This window comes from Ruminiclostridium cellobioparum DSM 1351 = ATCC 15832, from assembly GCF_000621505.1.
Classification (GTDB): domain Bacteria; phylum Bacillota; class Clostridia; order Acetivibrionales; family DSM-1351; genus Ruminiclostridium; species Ruminiclostridium cellobioparum.
In genome coordinates this window covers 90,830-114,976 of the sequence record NZ_JHYD01000026.1, presented here as the reverse complement: position 1 = coordinate 114,976, position 24,147 = coordinate 90,830, and the positions used below count along the sequence as shown (strand labels likewise).

Sequence of the window (24,147 nt, the reverse complement as noted above, 5' to 3'; positions counted from 1 at the left end):
GCAGCGTCCTGCTGCTTTGTCGGCAAAACCACTTTACCCGTCGACAATTAACCGCAATTGTTTTTAACCGTGCATCTTATTTCATGAAAGTTGTACTCGCGTACCATTTGATTCTGATTAAATCTAACTGTAAATCAAAACAAAGTTTCAATCAGCATAACAGGTTAATTTAATGGAATAGGACTCACCAAAACAATTATGGAAATTGTATCTATCGCCTCATTGCAGCTTATTTCATGAAGTTGTACTCGGGTACCATTTGATTCTAATTAAATTTATCTGTAAAGCAAAACAAAATTTCAATCAGAACTGCAGGTTAACACAGGTACAAAATATTATAATAGTACTCCAGTAAGCATAGTAAGTCGTTTTTACTTTTGCCCATACGGACGGTCTCTATTTGCCCATATGAAATACGGCTAAAATATATCCTTCAGATCTACTTTTAAACCTTCAAATATATATGATGAAACAGTTTCGTTATTTTTATAGGTTGTGTTTTTAAGAACGTCGTTATTTTCAAAGAGGAAAAGCGTTACTTCCCTGTTGAAAGGATTTACAATCCAGTACTCTTTTACGCCTGTGGACATGTACAAATCCAGTTTTTTTACGGCGTCCTTTCCCCTGCTGCTTTCTGATAAAATCTCCACAAGAAGAGAGGGAACACCCATGTAACTGTCCTTCTCATTCAGCTTGTCCTCCAGGTCACATATAACCATGAGATCAGGCTGAACTATATTTATATTTTCAGCATTTCTCTTAAGGGTTATATCGTAGGGGGCCAGCAGGGGTCTGCATTTCTTGCCGCTGAACCAATTGTAAAAATTTCCGAATAACTCTCCCAGAACCTGTTGATGAGTTGTTTTGGGTGTAGCCAGAAAATATATGACACCGTCAATGTACTCATACCGGTCCTCGCCGTGCTCCGACAGCTGCAGAAACTCTTCGAAGGTGGCTTCCCGGGGAAACAGGGAATAAGCTTCTGCTTTCTCCTTTACAGTCTCATTTGTGAGGGCGGGGTCAGCGGTATATTCTTCGGTATAGGCAGTCAGTTTGGCAATCTTTCTGCCGTTGCTGGTGATGATGACATCCTCTCTTTCCACTGCTCTCAGGTATTTCCCCAGATTGTTTTTAAGATCCGTAGCGTTGACAATCATAAAGTCAATCCTCCCATAAAAAACATTAGCTAAAATAATTAATAAAAAACAATTTACAAATAGCTAAATTAGCTAATTATATTATACTGGATTTTAATGGCAATGTCAATCGGTTTTTCGGGTAGGTGTCGGTTCTGACGATAATTTCTTGCTTGTGCATTTACATTCAGCCCTCTAATGTGCTATATTAATGAATAACCAAACAATAAAATTCCCATGTGTGAAAAATATAACAATAATGTTTAAGAAATAGTTTTAAAATAAAATTAATTAATTGAGAAGGAGCATGTTTTATGGCAAAAATTATTATGAAAACTCCACTGGTTGAAATGGATGGAGATGAAATGACCAGAGTGATCTGGAAAATGATAAAGGATATATTATTGCTGCCTTATATCGATCTTAAGACCGAATACTATGATTTGGGGCTGGAATACAGAGAAAAGACAGGTGACCGGGTAACCATAGATTCCGCAATTGCCACCAAGAAATACGGAGTTGCGGTTAAATGCGCCACTATTACTCCAAATGCCGAAAGAGTCAGAGAATATGACCTCACCGAAATGTGGAAAAGTCCCAATGGAACAATAAGGGCTGTCCTGGACGGGACCGTATTCCGCGCTCCAATTCTCCTGAGCAGCATAAAGCCGTTTGTCAAGACCTGGGTTAAGCCCATAACCATTGCAAGGCATGCATACGGCGACGTATACAGAGATGTGGAATACCGCGTGCCCGGTGCTGGAAAGGCCGAACTGGTATTTACAAATGAAAACGGTGAAGTGACCCGTCAGACCATACATGATTTTGACGGAGCCGGAGTCATCCTGGGAATGCACAACATTGACAAGTCAATCGAAAGTTTTGCCAGGTCGTGCTTCAACTATGCGCTGGATCAGAAACAGGATATCTGGTTTGCCACCAAGGATACCATTTCAAAGAAATATGACCATACCTTTAAAGATATCTTCCAGGAGATTTACGAAAAGGAATATGACGAAAAGTTTAAAGCTGCCGGAATAGAATACTTCTATACATTGATTGATGATGCGGTTGCCCGTGTGGTCAGATCGGAAGGCGGATTTATATGGGCATGTAAAAATTATGACGGAGACGTTATGTCTGATATGGTGGCAACCGCCTTCGGAAGCCTTGCCATGATGACTTCAATATTGGTTTCCCCCGAGGGCTATTATGAATATGAGGCGGCGCACGGAACAGTGCAGCGCCATTACTACCAGCATCTGAGGGGAGAGGAAACCTCCACCAACTCAATGGCGACACTGTTTGCCTGGACCGGCGCTCTCCGCAAAAGAGGGGAACTTGACGGCATAGACGAACTTGTCGGGTTTGCTGACAAAATGGACAGAGCCTCCATACTGACAATCGAAAACGGAATAATGACAAAAGACCTTGCAGCCCTTTCGGATTTAAGAGAAATCAAAACTGTTAACACGGAAGATTTCCTGAAGGAAGTTAAAAAGACTTTTGATGCCATGTAATAGTGCTTGAATGCATTAAATGAACCAAATAGATTGCGTTATGCGTTAAATGAAAAGTAAATAATTTGACAGTAACAAAACAGACACAGGTAAAAAAATCAGATATTTTTATTTTACCGGTGTCTGTTTTATTATTTTGCAGTCGTGATTTGTTTATTGTTGTTTTATTTATGTTTAAATATGTGATAAAATGATTTTTATAATTTGGCTTCTTGCAATTATTTTTAATTTATAAAATAATTTATTGAATCAGCAAAATGTAAATCAGGAGGAATTTTATGAGTAATATTACAAAACCAAACGGCTATAAATCCGGCCTTGATATCCGTATGACGGAAATTGCCATCAAGCAGATCAAGGATTTTTTTGAAGATGAACTTGCCAGGGAATTGAAGCTCACAAGAGTTTCGGCACCATTATTCGTGAAACCCGAAACAGGGTTGAACGATAATCTGAACGGAGTTGAAAGGCCTGTTGCTTTTGATGTAAAGGGGATAGACGGAGATCAGGTTGAAGTCGTCCACTCCCTGGCAAAGTGGAAGAGAATGGCGCTTAAGCGTTACGGCTTCTCATCGGGTGAGGGTTTATACACCGATATGAATGCCATAAGAAGGGATGAAGATCTGGATAACCTGCATTCTGTCTATGTAGACCAGTGGGACTGGGAAAAAATAATAGATAAGAGCCAGCGCACAGAGGAAACCTTGAAAAGTATAGTCAGACAAATTTATTCGGTATTCAAAAGGACCGAGGACTATATAACAGGGATATATCCATCACTTAGGCGCTTTCTGCCCCAGGATATCTTCTTTGTTACGACACAGGAGCTTGAAGATATGTATCCTGGCCTGACACCCAAAGAAAGGGAGAGGGAGCTTGCCAAAGAGAAGAGGGCTGTATTTATAATGAAAATAGGCGATACTCTTAAATCGGGAACCAAACATGACGGAAGGGCACCGGACTATGATGACTGGGCATTGAACGGAGACATTGTATTTTATTATCCTGTGCTGGATATTGCATATGAAGTGTCATCCATGGGCATAAGGGTTGATGAGGATTCCCTGGCGGCCCAATTGAAGAAGGCCGGCTGCGAAGACAGGAAGAGCCTTCCGTTCCACACCCAGCTCATTAAAAAAGAGCTTCCCTATACCATAGGCGGTGGAATAGGTCAATCGAGAATATGTATGTTCTTCCTTGGAAAGGCGCATATTGGAGAGGTACAGGCATCGGTATGGAGCGATGAAATGATAAGGGAATGCTCCGAGAACAATATTGAGCTCTTGTAATCTGCCGGATATTATTCAAATCAAATATACGGCAGGTACAGCTTTGGTTTATACAGACTGTACCGAGCGGATTACAAAATTTATTCAACTACTTTAAATTTAATAGTTTTTGGAATATTATAATCTATGGAATACATTTAAGACGGTATGAAGGAGTCAAACAATGAGTTATTCAGAGATAAAGAAACTTTTTAGAGCACCGCAGGATTATACCGGCAAGACCATAACCGTTCCCGGTTGGGTAAAAACTGTACGTGACTCGAAAACCTTTGGGTTTATTGAACTTAATGACGGAACATTTTTCAGAAACCTTCAGGTTGTATTCGAGGAAGGCAGACTGGAAAACTTTAAGGAGGTAGCAAAGCTGTCTGTAGGTTCGGCAATCGAGGTTGAAGGCCAGCTGGTGGAGACACCCAATGCAAAGCAGCCCTTTGAGCTCAAGGCAACCCGCATTGCCATTGAAAATATGTGTCCTGCCGACTACCAGCTTCAGAAGAAGAGGCATTCCTTTGAGTTCTTGAGAACCATAGCACATTTAAGACCCAGAACAAATACTTTCTCGGCAGTATTCAGAGTTAGATCCCTGGCTGCCTTTGCAATACACAAATTCTTTCAGGAGAGAAACTTTGTCTATGTGCATACTCCCCTGATCACAGGAAGTGATGCAGAAGGTGCTGGTCAGATGTTCAAGGTTACCACACTTGACATCGTTAATCCTCCAAGGCAGGAAAGCGGCAGAATAGATTATTCACAGGACTTTTTTGAGAAGGAGACCAGCCTGACCGTAAGCGGGCAGCTTACGGGGGAAGCATATGCTCTTGCTTTCAAGAATATCTATACTTTTGGGCCCACCTTCAGAGCGGAAAATTCAAATACCGCCCGCCATGCCGCCGAGTTCTGGATGATAGAGCCTGAAATAGCCTTCTCCGATCTCAGGGATGACATGATGCTTGCAGAGGATATGCTCAAGTATGTTATAAGTTATGTTATGGAGAATGCTCCTGAAGAAATGGAGTTTTTCAATAATTTTGTAGATAAAACCCTGCTGGACCGTTTGAATAATGTCGTTAATTCGGAGTTTGCCCATATAACCTACACCGAAGCCATAGAACTGCTTCAGAAGAATAAGCAGAATTTTGAATACCCGGTGGAATGGGGCAGTGATTTGCAGACAGAGCATGAAAGATATATTACCGAGCAGATATTTAAGAAGCCGGTGTTCGTTACCGATTATCCAAAGGAGATCAAGGCTTTCTATATGAGGATAAACGACGACGATAAAACGGTTGCGGCAATGGATTTGCTGGTGCCGGGAGTAGGTGAAATAATCGGCGGCAGTCAGAGGGAAGAACGTCTTGGGATCCTTGAAAATAAAATGGAAGAAATGGGACTAAATAAAGAGGACTACTGGTGGTATCTTGAATTGCGTAAATTTGGAGGAACAAAACACGCCGGCTTTGGACTTGGTTTTGAAAGAGCTATTATGTACCTGACCGGTATCACCAATATAAGGGATGTGATTCCTTTCCCAAGAACAACAGGAAACTGTGAGTTTTAATAAATATATTAACAACTTATCAATAATTTTATGGCAGCAAAAAAAGAACATTGCATAATGTTCTTTTTTTGTTAAATTTTCCGATTGGGAAGCATTTTTTTGGGTATATAAATACCATAATTATCGAAATCGATACAATCTTACCTCACATTAATAATTTTTTTCTTTAAATAATAAATAAAGTAATCAAATTAGACAATCATTAAAAAAATTAAATATAAATATTAAAAAAGGATGTGATTTGTGGTGCAGGTTAACATTACCGAAACGGTTTTAAGAGATGCAAACCAATCTCTTATTGCCACAAGAATGCCATTTTCTGATTTCGAGGGGATTCTTGAAACCATCAACCGGGCAGGTTACTATTCAGTTGAATGCTGGGGAGGTGCTACCTTTGATTCATGTCTGAGGTATCTGAATGAGGACCCCTGGAAAAGGTTAAGGCTGTTAAAGGAAAAATTAAAGTCCTCCAGGCTGCAAATGCTGCTTCGCGGACAGAATATCCTCGGCTACAAGCATTACCCCGATGATGTTGTCAGGCTGTTCGTAGACCATGCAGTTGAAAATGGTATGGACATTTTCAGGATTTTTGATGCCCTGAATGATTTCAGAAACATCCAGGTTGCCGTTGACGAAACAATTAAGCGGGGTGCTCACGCTCAGGGAGTTATTTGCTACACAACAAGCCCTATTCATACCCTTGAAAAATACGCAAAACTGGGGAGGGATCTTGAAAACATGGGGGTCCACTCAATATGTATAAAGGATATGGCCGGTATTATGGGACCACAGGAGGCCTATGAGCTTGTGAAAGCATTGAAGGAATCTGTAAAGCTGCCTGTATTCCTTCACACACATTCTACAACAGGATTGGGGCCCATCACATATATTAAGGCTGTAGAGGCGGGCTGTGACGGAATTGATACTGCTATTTCCTCATTTTCCGGTGGAACCTCCCAGCCTTCAACAGAAACTTTGCATTATGCCCTCCGGCAGATGGGTTATGAAACAGGTCTGGATGTAAAAGTATTAAAAGAGATAAATGATTTTTTTAAGCCTCTTAAAGAACAATATATTGAATCAGGACTTATGGATCCGTTTGTAATGGGTACTGATACTGATGCACTTAATTATCAGGTTCCGGGAGGTATGCTGTCCAACCTTATAGCCCAGCTGAAAGCCCAGAATTCAATGGACAGACTGGATGAGGTTCTTCAGGAAACACCCCGGGTAAGAAAAGATCTGGGATATCCTCCGCTGGTGACACCCATGAGCCAGATGGTAGGCGTTCAGGCCGCCTCAAATGTGCTGGCAGGTGAAAGGTACAAGAATGTATCCAAGGAAGTTAAGGCATATCTGCGCGGAGAGTACGGGCAGGCCCCCGGAGAAATAGATTCCGAACTTCAAAAGAAAGTACTGGGAAATGAAAAACCCATCACTCAAAGATTTGCAGACACACTTGAGCCCGAATTCCAAAAAATAAAAGAAAAGCTGAAGGGTGTTGCTCAAAGCGACGAAGATGTGCTTTCATATATTTTATTTCCTCAGATAGCGGAAAAATTCTTTAATGAACGGCAGGAGAGCACGGCATTGAAGGTAAGCTACAAGATTATGAAAGTTTAGGTGATTGTATGGATATATTGACTTCGCTACGGATATCTTTTTCTGGCTTTTTGGTTGTATTTGTAACATTGGCTTTAATATTTCTGTGTATAAAGATTTTATCAGCTGTAATCAGGATATTTGACAGAGGTGCCGGGAAGACTCCCGATCACAATGACATAAAACAACCCGGCATAGCCGGGCAGAATTTGCCGGGTAATAATCAAAATGAAATAGACAATAGCATGGGCTACGGAGAATTAAAACTTTACGGTGTTGATGAAAAAACTGCTGCAATGATTATGGCCATAGTAAGTGATGAATCACAAATTCCCCTGTCGGAATTGCGGTTCAAGTCGATAAAACTCTTGGATAATTGAACCGCAGCGCGGTTAACGGAGGTAAGTATGAAATATATTGTTTCCATTAATGATAAAAACTATGAAGTAGAGGTTGAAAGGGGAGAGGCCCGGGTTGTCAAAACCACACATGCGGTTCAGTTTGAACCGGCCCCGGCCCCTGCTTCCATACAGGTGGCCCCTGCTGGGGCGCAGACTGCGGTGGGAACTGCACCTGCCCAGAATGTCGTGGGTGACGGTGAAACGTTAAAAGCACCTATGCCGGGCACAATTCTGGCAGTAAAGGTCAACAGCGGCTCTGCCGTGAAGAGAGGAGAATTACTGCTTATATTGGAAGCCATGAAAATGGAGAATGAGATTGTGGCACCGAGAGACGGAGTTGTCACTCAAATATTGGCCGGTAAAGGGGCTTCGGTGAGTACCGGGGATATCCTTGCAGTAATAAAATAATACGGAGATTTTAATACGAAGAATGGAGGCTAATATGACATTTTCGTTTGTTGAAACCATACAAAGACTTATCAGCGGGTCGGGATTTTTTGCAATGAGCTGGCAGCAGTTTGTTATGCTGGGGATAGCATGCATTCTTATATACCTGGCTATTGTCAAAAAATTTGAACCTCTTTTGCTTTTACCTATTGCGTTTGGTGTATTACTTGCAAATCTGCCGTTGGCGGGATTGATGGCTGAGCCTACCGGGACCTCCAATGGCGGTTTGCTTTACTATTTATATCTTGGAGTGAAAAAAGGTGTGTATCCGTCTCTGATTTTTCTTGGAATTGGCGCCATGACGGATTTCGGGCCGCTCATAGCACGGCCTTCCAGCCTGTTTCTGGGGGCGGCGGCACAATTTGGTATTTATATTGCGTTTATCACTGCAATTGCTTTAGGTTTTTCACCGCAAGCGGCTGCTTCCATAGGAATAATAGGAGGGGCTGACGGGCCTACTGCAATATTGGTAACCTCCATGCTGTCGCCGCAGCTGCTGGGACCCATAGCAATAGCTGCGTATTCATATATGGCACTTATACCCCTGATCCAGCCTCCCATAATGAGACTGTTTACCACTCAAAAGGAGAGGGAAACAAAGATGGAGGTATTAAGAGAGGTATCCAAAAAGGAAAAAATAATATTCCCAATAGCAGTTACTATTCTGGTATGCTTGCTTTTACCGTCGGCAACTCCTTTAATAGGACTTCTGATGCTTGGCAATCTGTTCAGGGAGAGCGGTGTTGTTGAAAGATTGTCCTCAACAGTACAAAATGCATTGATTAATATAGTGACAATATTTCTTGGAGTTACAGTTGGGGCCACCACGGTGGGTGAAAAATTCCTGTCTCCCGAAACCATCAAAATAATCCTGCTTGGATTGATGGCTTTTATTTTCAGCACTGTAGGCGGTGTTTTATTTGGAAAAGTAATGTATTGGATTTCGGGCGGAAAAGTAAATCCGTTAATCGGATCTGCAGGTGTATCGGCTGTTCCGATGGCAGCAAGAGTATCACAGGTTGAAGGACAGAAAGCCAATCCTGCAAACTTCCTGCTGATGCATGCCATGGGGCCTAATGTGGCCGGAGTAATAGGTTCTGCTGTAGCGGCAGGTTTCTTCATATCAATGTTTGGATAGGAACAGATGGATCTGAAGAATAAAAATTGGTTAAGTAATCACAGTGCCCGGGTACAGCTTCAATAAATGAAACACCGGAAACAGATGCATTTTATGGGTGTTTCGTCTATTTGGAGTTTATAACCGGGCATTATTACATAATTTATCACATGTATTTAATAGTTCAGCTTTTAAGCAGCGGCTTTAAAAGTCAAAATCCTCCCGCAAATAGGTAGTACCGTCCATCGGAATATATACTTCCAGGGAAGAAGGAGTCTGTCCGAACATTCCTACGACATAAAAAGTAATATTTCTGCGCGGGCGCAGAGTGACATTTGGAAGATTGACAACCACAGTGGGTGTTCCGGTGTGAGTGACTATCAGGTTATACCGCCCGGGGAGCATTGCCCTGTAATCGCTGACCTCGGTATAGCTGATGTCTGAAAAAAGCTCCAACCCTCCCCGTAATGCCAGGCTTAACCCCGGAGCATTGGGAGACAGATTTATGAATCTTACATTTGTCCTTCCCGGATTCACCGGCTCATAGACATCTTCTACCGGCAGGATTCCTATCCTGGGAAGGATACCGATAACTGCCAGAGTGTATACTTTTTCAGCTTCGACCGGAAGAGTTACTCTCAGGATAGGAGACGTATGCAAGCCAACCGGAAAAGCTTCAATGTTATATGTTCCTGCATCGACGGAAATGTAATCCGTAAACTGTCCAAAGGCAATCCTGCGCGCGATGAGTGTTCCATTCGCGTAAATATCAGCCTCGGGGGCGCCAGGGGCAGCGTGAAAAACCCTTATATATGATTTGCCGGGTATTTGCCTTTCATCCAGATAATCTTCGGTGTAATAGAAACTTTCATTTGTCATAATTTCACCACCATACCTGAAAAATATTTAGAAATTGTTATTCTATTTCAATATATGCGCTATTAATATAAAGGGTTAACATAAATATCAGACACCGGCACCGACTGTGCCGGACTTGCGGCACACTTTTTCCTGTGATATAATACCATGGAGTCCATTCGGAAAGAAGTGGGATTTTCCGTCGGACTCCTTGGGATGATAGCCGCAGGCGTCTTTTTATAACATTTGGCGTATGCTGAATGCTGCGAGCAATACTTTGATTTAATGAAAAGGAGTAATTTTTATGACATTAAATGATCAGTGGAGGGAAATCGCTGATAAGGAAAGAACCCCACAAGAAAATGAAGCTTTTTGGAAGGAATATTTCTTAAAAGAAAAAGACAACTATGCTTATATATTGGCAAATAACCTGAAAACTATAAAAGGTCAGCTGTCTGAAGTTGCAGGCTCCTTCAATATGGATTCCGTCACTTTTATGGGCTTTTTGGATGGAATAAACACCAGTCTGGTAAATGAGGTTGAGCTTGATTCTCTTGAGGAAACAAGCATAATTGATGTTGAAATAGATTATGAAAAGCTTTATTTCAATATGCTGGATGCAAAAGCCGACTGGCTGTACAATCTGTCCGAGTGGGACAATATCCTGTCTGAAGATGCCAGAAAAGATATAACCAAGGAGTTTAGAACTTCCAGGATGGCAGTAAGCAATAAAGTAGGCAGAAATGACCCTTGCCCATGCGGAAGCGGCAAGAAATATAAAAAGTGCTGCGGCCAATAGGTAACCGGCGTTCTATTTTAACTTGAAGATATTGCAAATTAGTATAAAAGCATATAGGCAAAGCTTAAAGGGTTTGCTTATATGCTTTTTTAATTTATGTGGGTGCCATATTTTCCCTGGCTAATGGTAAATTAATGTGTTGTGCTGATTAAAATTGTGTTTGGTGTGTCCTATTTCATGAAGTTGGTACGGAAATTACCAGTTGATATATAAAATTACACAGGCATTAGAATGATGATTTTTTAACAAATACAACTTGCAATATATTAAGAAATATTATAAAATTGGGGTAGATTTTCAATAGAATATGAATGACTTGGAGTTGAATATTTCATTGAGATATTTAGGAGGATGCTATGGAACAGAGATTAAATGCATATGTAGAAAAAATGGTAAATGCTATAGATGATGTAAATAAAATAGATGCAGAGTTTTTCAGCAAGTATAATGTTAAAAAAGGACTTAGAAACAGTGACGGTTCGGGGGTGCTGGTCGGCCTTACCGAAATAGGTGAAGTGCATGGTTATGTGCTTTATGAAGGTGAGCGAAAGGAAGATGAGGGCCGCCTTATTTACAGGGGTATTGATGTTGTTGACCTGGTGAAAGGTTTCCAGACTGAACACAGGTTTGGTTTCGAAGAAGTCTGCTATTTGCTCATGTTTGGAAAACTGCCGAACAAGGAGCAGCTGGGTGAGTTCAACGGGCTGCTGGGGGATCTGAGGGCTCTTCCCAACGGTTTTACCGAGGATATGATCCTTAAGGCTCCAAGTTCAGATATTATGAACAAGCTGGCAAGAAGCGTGCTGGTTTCATATTCCTATGACAATGATCCCGACAGCATTGACCCTAAGAATCTATTGAGACAGAGCATGGAGCTCATTGCCCGTTTCCCTACAATGGCGGCTTATGGCTTTCAGGCCAAATCCCACTATTACGGCGGACAGAGTCTCTATATCCACATGCCGAGACCTGACCTGTCAACTGCCGAAAACATACTGCACATGATCAGGCCTGACAATAAATATACAAGGACCGAGGCCGAGATTCTTGACCTTGCCCTTGTATTGCATGCTGAACACGGCGGAGGAAACAATTCCACCTTTGCGGCTAGAGTTGTTTCCTCTACCGAAACCGACACTTATTCTGCAATTGCGGCGGCCGTTGGTTCTCTTAAAGGCCCAAAACACGGCGGTGCAAATATAAAGGCCATGCAGATGCTTGAAAATATAAAGGAAAATGTATCCGACTGGGCCGACGATGATGAAGTCAAGTCCTATTTGACCAGAATGATGAACAGGGAAGTATTTGACGGGGCAGGCCTGATTTATGGCCTGGGTCATGCGGTATACACCTTGTCCGATCCGAGAACCATACTTCTCAAGGAAAAGGCTCACCAGCTTGCAATAGAAAAGGGCCGCGAAAAGGAATTCCTCCTTTATGACGCCGTGGAGAGAATAGGTCCTGAGGTGTTCTCTGCGAAAAAGGGGACTTCCAAAAACATCTGTGCAAATGTGGATCTTTATTCGGGATTTGTTTACAATGCATTGGGAATTCCTACCGAACTGTTTACTCCTTTATTTGCTGTTGCAAGGATAGTAGGCTGGTGTGCACATAGGATCGAAGAGGTGGTATGCATGCAGAAAATAATCAGACCTGCCTACAAGAGCATTTCCAAACTGCAGCCCTTTATCCCGTTGGAAGAAAGAGAATAATTGATTTTCCCATAAAAAAATACGCTTGAGACAGCTGATGAAACACTTGTGATGAGCTGTTTCACCAGCTGTCTCAGCGTGTATCCGTATCCGTCAAATGAGTCCAATCATGCTTAAAAACACAATCAAAAGCAGTATGGGTGTGATGAACCTCAACAGGAAAAGATAGGCTTTAATCAGGCCTCCATTCTTCAGAGTGCCCTTGTTGGAAAGCTCCTGGGCGACATCCTGTCTGTTTAAAAAGTATCCTACAAAAATTACAATCAGCAGACCGCCCAGCGGCAGAAGAATGTTTGACGAAACGCTGTCAAAGAAATTAAAAAAGGTAAGCCCCAATATTTTTATATTGCTTAACAGGCTTGTGCCGTTTGCAGACAGTGCTGACGGGATGCCAAATACCATTACAATGACGGCGGTTATTATAACCGCTTTTCTTCTTGAAAGCTTTTGTTCTTCGGTTATAAAAGTTATTACCACTTCAAAAATAGACATCATTGCAGTTGTAGCTGCAATTGCAGTCAGAATGAAAAACAGGACCACAAGCAATCCTCCCAGAGGAATTTTTGAAAATACCAGGGGAATTGTCATGAACAGCAGGCCGGGGCCCTGCTCAGGCTTCATGCCGAAGGAAAATACCGCGGGGAATATGGCCAGTCCCGCCAGCAGAGATACTATCGTATCTGCCAGAGCAACTTTGCCGGAGGTTGCAAACATATTATTGTCGGCGGTAAAATAGCTGCCATAGGTAATAATGGTGCCCATTCCAAGTGAAAGCTTGAAAAATGAGAGTCCTAAAGCCATCAAAACCACTTCTTTTGTCACACTGGAAAAATCTACATTAAAAAGGAACTTTATCCCTTCCATGGCCCCAGGAAGCAATAATGCCCTGATGTCGCAAATAATGATCAGTATGAGCAGGACAGGCATCAACAGCTTGGTGATTCTCTCTATACCCTTTTTTACTCCAAAGAGCAAAATGGTGGAGACCACTGCAATTGCAACAATCTGCCAGATGATTGGAGGAAGCGGTCCTGTAACTGTTTGACCAAATATACTTTCCACCCCGTCCATGGTAGCATTTTTAAAAAGTCCTGAAATTGCCTTGAAAATATAAGAGTAAACCCAACCTGCAACAGCACTGTAAAAAAACAGTATAAAAAATGCCGAAACTATTCCCATATAGCCGATGATCTTCCAAAACGGTTTTTTTGTCAGGGTTTTTATGGCTCCGATAGCATTTTTTCTTGTTCTTCTGCCAATAAACATCTCGCTTATCATAACCGGGAGCGCCACGAAAAGCACACAAAAAAAATAAATGATCAGAAAAGCTCCGCCGCCGTATTTGCCCGTTAAGTACGGGAACTTCCATATGTTGCCAAGGCCCACGGTAGAGCTCAGAGTGGCAAAAAATACTGCCAGACCGGTTGAAAAACGCTCGCGCTCAAAAGCCGTTTTCTTATTTTTCATATAACCTCCATTGTAGGATTTACCCAAATTGATTGCCAAAATATCAAAAATAATGATAATATTTTTAGCAGAATACTTATTATAATACAAGATGCAAAAAATTCAAACTAATAGATTAAATAATAAAATACAGGGTATAACAAGATTAAAAGTTTGTTAAAAAATTATATATGGTAGACAATCAGCTAAAAATAAAATATCATATTAGATGTTTTCATATTGAAATATTGCGATTTAATCTTCAAATATTAGCAATGACGCTTATAGGAGATTTCAAATTATATATTTGCAACAATAAAAACAGTTAATTGCTTTTGGAGGGTTTAATTTATGAGAAAGACTAAGATAATATGTACTTTGGGACCTGCCTCTGACGATGAAGAAATTCTCAGGAAAATGATGCTTGGCGGAATGAATGTAGCCAGAATGAATTTTTCCCACGGCAACCATGAACAGCATAAAAAAAGAGCTGATTTATTCAAGAAAATCAGGGATGAATTGGGACTGCCCATTCCCTTGCTCCTGGATACCAAGGGCCCTGAAATAAGAACAGGTGATTTTAAAGACGGTCAGGTAACATTACAGGAGAATAACGATTTTATCCTGGTGAACAAAGATATTATCGGCGATGAAAAAAGCTGCAGCATCACCTACAAAGAGTTGTACATGGATGTGGCCAAGGGAAGCCGGATATTGATAAATGACGGTCTTGTGGAACTTGAAGTAATGGAGATCAGGAATAAGGATATCTACTGCAGAGTAAAAAACGGAGGCGTGGTAGGTGACCATAAGGGTATAAATGTTCCGGGAGCCGATATAAGATTGCCTGCTTTAACCAGCCAGGACATAGCCGATATAAAATTCGGCATCGAAAATGACTTTGATATGATAGCTGCATCCTTTGTTAGAAAGGCTTCCGACGTCATAGAAATTAGAAAAGTGCTTGAAAAGAATGGCGGCAGCGATATTCTGGTTATAGCAAAGATCGAAAACCGGGAGGGTATCAGAAATTTTGACGAGATACTAAAGGTTTCGGACGGAATAATGGTTGCCAGAGGTGACCTGGGGGTTGAAATACCTGTTGAAGAAGTGCCTGTCGTTCAAAAAAATATCATTGAAAAATGCTACCGCAATGGGAAACCTGTTATTACTGCAACACAGATGCTTGATTCCATGATCAGAAATCCAAGGCCGACCCGTGCCGAAGCAAGTGACGTTGCCAATGCCATATATGACGGGACCAGCGGAGTAATGCTTTCGGGTGAGACCGCCGCAGGCAAGTATCCTCTGGAGACTATAGCGGTCATGTCAAGAATAGCCCAGAAGGCTGAAAGCTCCATGGACTACTGGAAGAGATTCACCACCCGGCAGACTGAAATCAATACCAGCGTTACAAATGCCATCAGCCATGCAACCTGTACCACGGCTCTTGATTTGAAAGCGGCTGCAATTATTACCGTAACACAGTCAGGTCACACTGCGCGGATGATTTCCAGATTCCGTCCTGCGTGCCCTATTATTGCGACCACTGTAAATCCAAAAGTTCAGAGGCAGCTCAGCCTTTCCTGGGGAGTTCTGCCTTATCTGGTGCCTGTTGCAAATACCACCGATGAAATGTTTGATATGGGTATTGAAAAGGCTCTTGAATCAGGTCTTGTAAAAAACGGCGAACTGGCTGTAATTACTGCAGGAGTACCGGCAGGCATCAGCGGAACTACAAATACATTGAAAGTTCATATTGTGGGTAAAGTATTAGTACAGGGAACAGGAATAGGAGATGCATCCGTTACTGGTGAATTGTGCGTGGCACAGACAGCCGGGGAGGCACTTGATAAATTTGAAGACGGAAATATACTGGTAGCTCCATTTACAAATAACGAAATGCTGCCGGTTATTAAAAGGGCTTCGGCTATCATAGTGGAAGAAGGCGGATTGGCCTGCCACACTGCCACCGTGGGACTGGCCCTTGATCTGCCGGTTATTGTGGGAGCTGAAAATGCCACCAGAATTTTAAAGACCGGTTCGGTAGTGACGGTAGATGCCGAAAGAGGTCTTGTACTTAGATGTGATTAAAGGTCTGTATATCAATAATAATAACAAGAATAATAAATAACAATTGATGTGAGTATTAATTTTAGATTTATTATTTTTTGTAAATGAGAGGATAAATATGGCTAAAACATTACCGCTGTTACCTCTGAGAGGTTTAACAGTATTTCCTTTTATGACTTTGTATTTTGATGTTGGAAGAGAAAAATCCATAAAAGCTCTGGAAGAAGCTATGATCAATGACCAGTTGATTTTTCTGGTTGCACAGAAGGATGCTTCCACCGATTCACCCGGCGAAGAGGATATATATGATATCGGTACAATATCAAAGGTCAAGCAGCTGCTTAAGCTTCAGGGCGATACTATCAGGGTGCTTGTTGAAGGTATAAGCAGGGCCGAAATAAAAAACATAGTTCAGAGGGAACCTTTTTTCGTTGTGGAGGTTGTTGAGGGACAGGCGGAGGAAGAGTTCGAGGACAATGAGGTTGAAGCCCTCAAAAGACGCCTGGTTGCCGTATTCGAAGACTATGTGAAGCTAAGCGGAAAAGTTTCTCCGGATACGGCTTTGACCGTTGCGGAAATCAACAACATCAGCCAGGTATCGGATATCATTGCAAACAACATTCCGCTTAAGGTTGAGCAAAAGCAGGAAATTTTATCCGAATTCCACCCGCTGAGAAGAATTGAAAGGCTCCTGAAAATTATTTATCAGGAAACTGAAATACTTGAAATTGAGAAGGATATAAATACAAAGGTCAGAAAGCAGATAGACAAGGTCCAGAAGGAATATTACCTCAGGGAGCAGATGAAGGCTATTCAAAATGAACTCGGGGACAGGGACGGAGTCACCGGAGAGGTTGAAGAATACAAGGCAAGGCTGGAAAACGCCGGCCTTCCGGAAGAAGCCGAGAAGAAGGTGCTCAAGGAACTTGACCGGCTTCTGAAGATGCCTTCGGGTTCTGCCGAAGGCAGTGTAATAAGGACCTATGTTGACTGGATATTTGATCTTCCCTGGAATAAATCCACCCAGGAGGATATTGATCTTGCCAGGGCCGAAGAAATTCTGGAACAGGATCATTACGGGCTGACAAAAGTTAAGGAACGTATTGTGGAATACCTTGCGGTCCATAAACTCAAGAACAATCTCAGAGGACCTATTCTGTGCCTGGTGGGACCACCGGGCGTGGGAAAAACCTCCATTGCAAAATCCATTGCAAAGGCTCTTAACAGGAACTATGTCAGGATTTCACTGGGCGGTGTCAAAGATGAGTCGGAGATACGCGGACACAGGCGTACCTACGTGGGATCAATGCCCGGAAGGATAATATCCGCTCTCAAGCAGGCCGGGTCCAATAATCCGCTGATACTCCTGGATGAAATAGATAAAATGAGCAGCGATTTCAGAGGGGACCCTGCTTCGGCAATGTTGGAAGTACTGGATGCAGAACAGAATTTCGCTTTCAGGGATCATTACCTCGAACTGCCCTTTAATCTGTCGAACGCATTATTTCTGACTACCGCCAACAGCCTTGATTCAATTCCCAGGCCATTGCTGGACAGAATGGAAGTCATTACCCTGTCAAGTTATACCGAAGAAGACAAGGCAAACATTGCAATGAAATATTTGCTTCCCAAGCAAATAGAACTCAACGGACTGACTCAGAAAAACATTAAGATCGACGAAGAGACCATAAGAGATATTATAAATTACTACACCAGGGAAGCAGGTGTCAGAAATCTTGAAAGAGAGATAGGTTCTGTCTGCAGAAAAGTTGCAAAAACCCTGGTTTCAGAAAACAAACGCGTTGTAACCGTATCAAAAAGCAGCCTTGAAAAGTATCTGGGCGTAAAAAGGTACCGTTTTGATTTTGCAAATGAAAAGGATGAGATTGGTATTGCCACAGGTCTGGCATGGACTCCTGTCGGAGGTGATACCCTGTCCATAGAAGTCAATTTGATGAACGGTAATGGAAAGCTGGAGCTGACAGGGCATCTGGGAGATGTGATGAAGGAATCGGCAAGAGCTGCCATGAGCTATATCAGATCCCAGTGCAAGGAATTGAAGATAGACGAAAGCTTCTATGAAAACAGGGACATTCACATACATGTTCCGGAGGGAGCGATTCCAAAGGATGGTCCATCAGCAGGTATTACTCTTGCGACTGCCATGGTTTCGGCCTTATCGGGTGTTCCGGTCAGCAGTAAGGTTGCCATGACAGGTGAGATAACCCTGAGAGGCAGGGTGCTCCCTATAGGAGGGCTGAAGGAAAAGGTGCTGGCAGCCCACAGGGCCGGGATTGAAACTATTATCCTTCCCCTGGATAACAAAAAGGATATTGACGAGATTCCGGAGAACGTAAGAAAATCTTTGAAATTTATTTGCGCTTCGGATATGAAAACTGTCCTAAAAAATGCACTGATAAAAGCTTGAAAAAATCAATAAAAAATCGGCCGGCTTTTTAGCTATGGGCCGATTTTTATGTGTATAGGAGTAATCAGGAAAATTTACCGGTATTTCTGAAATAAAATAGAAGGAATTTTGTTGATTTATATCGAATAAAGACTATTAGTCAAAAATTACATATTTTTACGTACAAAAGATAAAATACACGTATATTCTGGAGGGGTTTATGTCCTACTATTGGATTTCGGTTGTTATTACAATTTTGGTCACCGCATTGACAGCGTTTTATTTGCTATACAGGTCAAAAGAATTGAACCTTGGCATATTGTTTTCCATAACGGCAGGATCCATAGTTTTGGGATTTTCCTTTAATCCTGCTTTTACATTCATGCTGAAAGCCTTAAGTGAAAGTATCAATATCAACAAAAAAATTGCTCTGATTTTGTCTCTGATCGTTGTTTTATTTATATTTCTATTATTTATTTGTATAATAAGCATGATTATATCAATAGCTATTCCAAAGAAATTTTCTTCTATAGATTGCGGTATTTATATTGACAGATTTTTCAGCAATATTAAAAATATGAAGGTGGGATTTTTCAATAAACCGGCTGCGGAATGTGGAAATTCAAGCATAATAATGCAAGAAAATGTAAAAGATGAATATAATTTAGAAAATAAGTTGAAAAAACCAGTTGACACTAAACAAATAATTGATACAATGGGAATAGAAAATAGTGAAAATGGAAGTTTTCTGCTGGAAAATTCCGGAAATTGCAATAATTTAGTTGATGAAGTTGTCGAAACCGCTGCAGCAGTTACGGCAGTTGCAGAGCCTGACAAGGCCAATGCTGCCGGGGCTGTTGAGGAAGTCGGGAGTTTTGAGGACTGCAGTACAGTCAGTGAGGAGGCAGATGTAACAGATACGGATATTGCTCAAACGGCTGTGCTTGAACAGGCTTTGCCTGAACCGGTTATGCCGGAATGGGCTGCGTCTGAATCTGCCATGGAGGAAACCGGTGATGCCGGCCCGCAAATAACAGAGCAGGTTGAAAATGAAATAACGATTACTCCTGACATTGCGAATCATGAAGAAATAGTAGAAGAAATAAGAGAAATAGAATACATAATAGAAGAAGTGCAGTCAAACCAGGTTGAAATAAATGCACGGTCGCTTGTGGACAAGGCATTTGAAAGCAAGGGCAGGGGCAGGAAGGAACAGGCGGCAGAGTATTATTTGCAGGCTCTTTCGCATCAGCCCGACAGGGAAATGATTTTCTGGATAGTATTGGACGTATGCGCTCTATACAAGCAGTTAGGTCTCACCGAACTGGCGAAGAGCATACTGGAAGGAACTGTTGAGAGATATGGATCAGTTATCAAGCCTGATATAAAAGAAGAAATTATTAAAAACCTAAAATAATTTAATTTGATTAAAAAGATTTTTAGGAATTTGAGGGGGTACTTTTAAAAATGAAAAAGACGAAGGAAATAGTGGGTTTACCTATAATCAGCATATCAGACGGTATTGAGGTCGGTAAAGTCAAAACTGTTATTATCAATGCTGAAAAAGGTGCTATTGATTATGTTGTTGTTGATAGCGGCATTCAAATACTAAGTGCCAAGGTGATTCCCACGGAATATGTGTTGGGAATCGGTGAATACGCATTGACGATAGAAAATGAAGATGCCATTAACGACATAAGTAAAATACCGGCTGCTATTGATCTTCTGCAAAAAAATATCCAGGTTAAGGGTACAAAAGTACTTACCAAAAAGGGACGTTTAATAGGTGAAATCGGGGACATATATATTAACGAAGAAGATAACTGTTCAATCGTAGGACTTGAGTACATTGCCGATATTACGCAAAAGAGTATCAGAATCATACCGAGAGACAGCATTATTACCTTTGGAAAGAACCTGGTAGTTGTAAAGGAAGATGTGGAATCCAGATTGTTGGACAGAGCAGCCGACCTGGCATTGGATGAGGACGTGGATTCAGAAAAAAAAAATTTTGAGACCTCAGCCATAGCTGACATTGACGGCAGTGTTCCTGCAGAAGATGATATTCAGCCCGATGCCGTAGCTGATATGATGGAAACAAAGCACCGTGAATATCTCAACGGTAAGGTTGCTACCAAGACAATATTTGATAATGACGGAAATACACTGATAGAAGAAAATACTGTCATAGATGATGTTATTTTTGAAATAGCAAAATCAAACGGTAAGGTAATCGAATTGGTTATGAATAACAGATAGACATACAAAAGGCTTCCCTTATCGGGAAGCCTGACTCATATCATCGATTATCGGTATTTATCCGTATCTATCTGTATTTGTATGTTTAAATCTATTATAGTCTAAAAATAAGTATTTAAAGTTTCTATTGCATTGTCGCTTATTACCTTTTCACCGTATTCGTTAAGATAGCCTTCAAAAAATGCCGGATTCCCAACCAGGACAGAGTATTCGGACATTATAATTTCCAGGGACTGTGAGCCTGTGGCAATACCGCTGAGCAGAAGATAATAACTGTCACGGCATCTGAACAGGGTGCTTTCCCCCTGGTAGACGGCAGTAATACGTTTAGTCAGTTTACACACATCATCCAGATTGTTGAAACAATATATTTTCAAGGTTGAACAAACCTTGCTCTTCTTTTTCTTTTGTTTTAATTCCGAATTCTTATATTTGCTTTTTATATACTTTTGGATTGACTCAAATTCTCCATCGGCATCGACTTTGGTGATGGTTACAACAAAACCGTCCTCGTTTTCAGGAGAGGCCTCGAATATGAGCTGGGATTCACCCGAAGCAAAGCCGTACTCTTCCTCGGCTTTCTCCATCATATCCCAGAATAGTTCCTGAGCAGCAGGCGAATTATAATTCAAAGAGCCTAAATCAATATTTCTTTCTTCAAGGTCATTCAGTGTTATTGTGACCTTCAATACATTTTCATTAATTTTTTCAATTCTCATATAATCACCAACTCTCCGATAATTAATTAACCATACCAAACTCAAATACGCCTGTGTATACTTGCGTAATTCGACCGATGAATATAGTTTTACTATATTATACTTCTAAAAACCCGAATTGAGAAGTGATATTTATTAATATTATTCATAATAGTAGATGTAATATTTAAGCACGGAGCCATTTTTAACCGTATGCAATCACGCAAAGGAGTACTTAAACAGCGCTTTTAATAAAAATAAGCTTTTTACAGATAATATATATAAATTTTTACCTAGCTTTTTATTTGAAAAATCGGCTATAAAAATATATAATAAATATGGCTGCGTTTGTCGCTTAGTGTAAAGATATGAAAAAATAAAATATGGTGGAAAAATGGATAAAATTATATTAGCTTCGGCGTCTCCAAGAAGGCAGCAGTTATTGACCCAGATGGGACTTGGATTTACAGTGTCCCCTTCAAATGTAATCGAAGTGATGGACCGGAACCTGGAATCCCATCAGGTAGCAGTATCTCTTGCAAGGCAAAAATGCGTAGATATTGCTACACAGACAAAACATGACAGTTTAGTGATCGGGGCAGACACAATCGTTGTTAAGGACAATAAACTTTTGGGCAAACCAAAGGATGAACAGGAAGCTTTTGAAATGCTTAAAAATCTTAACGGTGAATGGCATGAAGTCGTTACAGGAGTTTGCCTGTGCAGAACAACCGATATGAAAACCCTATGTGAATTTGAAACTACCAGGGTAAAAATAGCTAAAAAGTCAGAAGAGTTTCTCCTGGCATATATTGCTACAAAAGAACCCTTTGACAAGGCCGGTGCTTATGGCATCCAGGGCTATGGCTCCCTGCTGGTGGAAAAAATAGAGGGGGATTATTTTAACGTTATGGGTCTCCCTATTTACAGATTGTCATGTATGTTTGAACAATTAGGTCATGGCATAAATTTAAAAAATCTGAGTATATAAAACTCAGGTAATAAATTACTATTTGTTTGCGTGCAATGCATGCATATGGGAGTAAAGTATGGAAAGACTGAAGATAAAAGAACTTCCGATAGGTGAAAGGCCATACGAAAAACTTGAAGTTGTCGGTGCGGAGCATTTATCAAATGCGGAATTGCTGGCAGTAATAATTAAGACCGGAACAAAGTCTTATACTGCGGTTGAACTGGCACAGCATGTATTAAGGCTGTCTCATGACGGACGGCTGTCTTCTTTAAATAACTTGTCCATTGAACAACTGAAAAAGATAAAAGGAATAGGTAGGGTTAAAGCCATCCAGATAAAAGCCGCTCTTGAATTATCCAAGAGAGTGGCCACAAATGACGGATTGCTTCATCATACTATAAAAAATGCTAATGATGTCAATAATCTAATGATGGAAGAAATGCGGTACTTAAAAAAAGAAATATTTAAAGCATTATTACTCGATACCAAAAATCAGATAATAAAAATTGTGGATGTTTCAATGGGCAGCCTGAATTCCTCCATTGTTCATCCGAGGGAAGTATTCAGTGAAGCAGTAAAATACGGAAGCAACAGCATAATTTTTGTCCATAACCACCCCAGCGGTGATCCGACGCCAAGTGCGGAGGATTTGCAGACTACCCAGCGGCTTGAAAAAGCCGGCAGTATATTGGGGATTAAAGTATTGGATCACATAGTGGTGGGTGACGGCAAATTTGTCAGCTTCAAGGAAAAGGGATACATATAGTTGACTTTTTCTCAACTAAAAAATGGCGTTGGGTACGCGGATAGGAGACTGGAATGAGTTTGTTTGCAAAGGATATTGGGATAGATTTGGGGACAGCAAATACATTGGTGCATGTTAAAGGAAAGGGCATAGTTGTTAGAGAGCCCTCGGTGGTTGCTGTTAATATAAAAAATAATGAAGTTCTGGCTGTAGGTGAGGCAGCCAAGGAAATGATCGGGCGTACTCCGGGTAACATTGTTGCCATAAGGCCTATGAAAGATGGTGTTATTGCAGATTTTGACATAACACAGAACATGATAAAATATTTTATAAAAAAGGCCATGTCAAACGGCGTGTTCAGCAAACCCAGGGTAGTTGTATGTGTCCCCTCGGGAGTGACGGAGGTTGAGAAGAGAGCTGTCGAAGATGCAACTCTTCAGGCCGGAGCCAAGGAAGCTTACCTGATCGAGGAACCCATGGCTGCGGCAATAGGTGCCGAGCTGCCGGTTGAGGAGCCTTCGGGCAGTATGGTGGTTGACATTGGAGGAGGCACAAGTGAGGTTGCGGTTATTTCACTGGGCGGGATAGTTACCAGCAAATCCCTGCGGGTAGCAGGAGATGAACTGGATGAAGCAATAGTCCACTATATCAAAAAAGAATACAGTCTGATGATAGGTGAAAGAACTGCAGAAGAAATAAAGGTGACAATAGGCGGCGCTTTCCCAAAAACCAAGGAGGAAAGAATGAATATCAGAGGAAGGGATCTGATAACAGGACTTCCAAAAAATATTGAAATAACTTCATCCGAAATAAACGAAGCATTGAGAGAACCTGTCAACGCAATTATAGACTCAATAAAATACACACTTGAGAAAACTCCTCCCGAGCTTGCTTCGGATATAATGGACAGAGGAATTATGCTCACAGGCGGAGGTGCACTTCTGGACGGCCTTGACAAATTGATAAAACAGGAAACGGGTATGCCTGTTTCAATTGCCGAAAGACCGCTTGACTGTGTTGTGCTGGGGACGGGCAAGGTCCTGGAAGAAATAGAAACCTTAAAAAAGGTATTGCTTTCACCAAAAAGATTGAAATAATTTTGTGGAA

General features: G+C 41.3%; 20 protein-coding genes. 16 read left to right on the top strand and 4 right to left on the bottom strand.

Translation table 11 applies throughout. The features are described 5' to 3' along the window. Positions 1-419: 419 nt before the first annotated feature. The gene (locus tag T344_RS0111275) at positions 420-1,157 is read right to left on the bottom strand and encodes a type II toxin-antitoxin system prevent-host-death family antitoxin (RefSeq protein ID WP_027628800.1); all 738 of its coding nucleotides are present in this window, start codon (positions 1,155-1,157) and stop codon (positions 420-422) included. Between the two features lie 293 nt (positions 1,158-1,450). Between T344_RS0111275 and T344_RS0111270 the strand changes: the two genes are divergently transcribed. The 7 genes from T344_RS0111270 to T344_RS0111240 all read left to right on the top strand — a co-directional run bounded on the left by T344_RS0111270 (position 1,451) and on the right by T344_RS0111240 (position 9,091). Beyond that, a complete protein-coding gene (locus tag T344_RS0111270; RefSeq protein ID WP_027628799.1) occupies positions 1,451-2,656 on the top strand; it encodes an NADP-dependent isocitrate dehydrogenase in 1,206 nt (401 codons plus the stop codon). Between the two features lie 278 nt (positions 2,657-2,934). Then, positions 2,935-3,945 (top strand): aspartate--ammonia ligase, encoded by a 1,011-nt coding sequence (asnA, locus tag T344_RS0111265; RefSeq protein WP_027628798.1) that lies wholly within the window; start codon positions 2,935-2,937, stop codon positions 3,943-3,945. 163 nt (positions 3,946-4,108) lie between these two features. Beyond that, positions 4,109-5,503, top strand: a complete 1,395-nt coding sequence (gene asnS, locus T344_RS0111260; RefSeq protein WP_027628797.1) for an asparagine--tRNA ligase — start codon at positions 4,109-4,111, stop codon at positions 5,501-5,503. Positions 5,504-5,746: 243 nt separating this feature from the next. Further along, positions 5,747-7,126 carry a pyruvate carboxylase subunit B gene (locus T344_RS0111255; RefSeq protein WP_027628796.1) on the top strand — a complete coding sequence of 460 codons (1,380 nt, stop codon included), beginning with the start codon at positions 5,747-5,749 and terminating at the stop codon, positions 7,124-7,126. A gap of 8 nt (positions 7,127-7,134) precedes the next feature. Continuing rightward, positions 7,135-7,485 carry an OadG family protein gene (locus tag T344_RS0111250; RefSeq protein WP_027628795.1) on the top strand — a complete coding sequence of 117 codons (351 nt, stop codon included), beginning with the start codon at positions 7,135-7,137 and terminating at the stop codon, positions 7,483-7,485. Between the two features lie 27 nt (positions 7,486-7,512). After that, positions 7,513-7,914, top strand: a complete 402-nt coding sequence (locus T344_RS0111245) for a biotin/lipoyl-containing protein (RefSeq protein ID WP_027628794.1) — start codon at positions 7,513-7,515, stop codon at positions 7,912-7,914. Between the two features lie 34 nt (positions 7,915-7,948). Next, the gene (locus tag T344_RS0111240; protein ID WP_051571766.1) at positions 7,949-9,091 is read left to right on the top strand and encodes a sodium ion-translocating decarboxylase subunit beta; all 1,143 of its coding nucleotides are present in this window, start codon (positions 7,949-7,951) and stop codon (positions 9,089-9,091) included. Between the two features lie 183 nt (positions 9,092-9,274). Here the strand turns inward: T344_RS0111240 and T344_RS0111235 are convergent, their stop codons facing one another. Continuing rightward, on the bottom strand, positions 9,275-9,949 hold the full coding sequence (locus tag T344_RS0111235; RefSeq protein WP_027628792.1) for a DUF4397 domain-containing protein: 675 nt from the start codon (positions 9,947-9,949) through the stop codon (positions 9,275-9,277). Positions 9,950-10,232: 283 nt separating this feature from the next. On the opposite strand from T344_RS0111235, the gene T344_RS0111230 reads away from it, so the two are divergent. Continuing rightward, positions 10,233-10,727 (top strand): SEC-C metal-binding domain-containing protein, encoded by a 495-nt coding sequence (locus T344_RS0111230; RefSeq protein ID WP_027628791.1) that lies wholly within the window; start codon positions 10,233-10,235, stop codon positions 10,725-10,727. 356 nt (positions 10,728-11,083) lie between these two features. Continuing rightward, positions 11,084-12,439, top strand: a complete 1,356-nt coding sequence (locus T344_RS0111225) for a citrate/2-methylcitrate synthase (RefSeq protein ID WP_027628790.1) — start codon at positions 11,084-11,086, stop codon at positions 12,437-12,439. 93 nt (positions 12,440-12,532) lie between these two features. Here T344_RS0111225 and T344_RS0111220 read toward each other — a convergent pair whose 3' ends face one another. After that, the gene (locus T344_RS0111220; protein WP_027628789.1) at positions 12,533-13,906 is read right to left on the bottom strand and encodes a sodium-dependent transporter; all 1,374 of its coding nucleotides are present in this window, start codon (positions 13,904-13,906) and stop codon (positions 12,533-12,535) included. Between the two features lie 330 nt (positions 13,907-14,236). Between T344_RS0111220 and pyk the strand changes: the two genes are divergently transcribed. The 4 genes from pyk to T344_RS0111200 all read left to right on the top strand — a co-directional run bounded on the left by pyk (position 14,237) and on the right by T344_RS0111200 (position 20,624). Next, positions 14,237-15,979 carry a pyruvate kinase gene (gene pyk, locus T344_RS0111215; RefSeq protein WP_027628788.1) on the top strand — a complete coding sequence of 581 codons (1,743 nt, stop codon included), beginning with the start codon at positions 14,237-14,239 and terminating at the stop codon, positions 15,977-15,979. Between the two features lie 97 nt (positions 15,980-16,076). Next, positions 16,077-18,386 (top strand): endopeptidase La, encoded by a 2,310-nt coding sequence (lon, locus tag T344_RS0111210; RefSeq protein ID WP_027628787.1) that lies wholly within the window; start codon positions 16,077-16,079, stop codon positions 18,384-18,386. Between the two features lie 199 nt (positions 18,387-18,585). Then, entirely contained in the window at positions 18,586-19,782 is a 1,197-nt protein-coding gene (locus T344_RS29710) for a hypothetical protein (protein ID WP_027628786.1), read from the top strand. A 50-nt stretch (positions 19,783-19,832) separates the two neighbouring features. Further along, positions 19,833-20,624 (top strand): PRC-barrel domain-containing protein, encoded by a 792-nt coding sequence (locus T344_RS0111200; RefSeq protein ID WP_027628785.1) that lies wholly within the window; start codon positions 19,833-19,835, stop codon positions 20,622-20,624. Positions 20,625-20,725: 101 nt separating this feature from the next. Here the strand turns inward: T344_RS0111200 and T344_RS0111195 are convergent, their stop codons facing one another. Next, positions 20,726-21,343: an adaptor protein MecA gene (locus T344_RS0111195; protein WP_027628784.1), complete on the bottom strand. Its 618-nt coding sequence runs from the start codon at positions 21,341-21,343 to the stop codon at positions 20,726-20,728. 373 nt (positions 21,344-21,716) lie between these two features. On the opposite strand from T344_RS0111195, the gene T344_RS0111190 reads away from it, so the two are divergent. Genes T344_RS0111190 through T344_RS0111180 form a run of 3 tightly spaced genes read left to right on the top strand, consistent with a single transcriptional unit; the run spans position 21,717 to position 24,137 of the window. Beyond that, on the top strand, positions 21,717-22,313 hold the full coding sequence (locus T344_RS0111190) for a Maf family protein (RefSeq protein WP_027628783.1): 597 nt from the start codon (positions 21,717-21,719) through the stop codon (positions 22,311-22,313). A gap of 58 nt (positions 22,314-22,371) precedes the next feature. Continuing rightward, on the top strand, positions 22,372-23,061 hold the full coding sequence (gene radC, locus T344_RS0111185) for a RadC family protein (RefSeq protein ID WP_004622862.1): 690 nt from the start codon (positions 22,372-22,374) through the stop codon (positions 23,059-23,061). 53 nt (positions 23,062-23,114) lie between these two features. Then, entirely contained in the window at positions 23,115-24,137 is a 1,023-nt protein-coding gene (locus tag T344_RS0111180; protein WP_027628782.1) for a rod shape-determining protein, read from the top strand. The last annotated feature ends 10 nt before the right edge of the window (positions 24,138-24,147 follow it).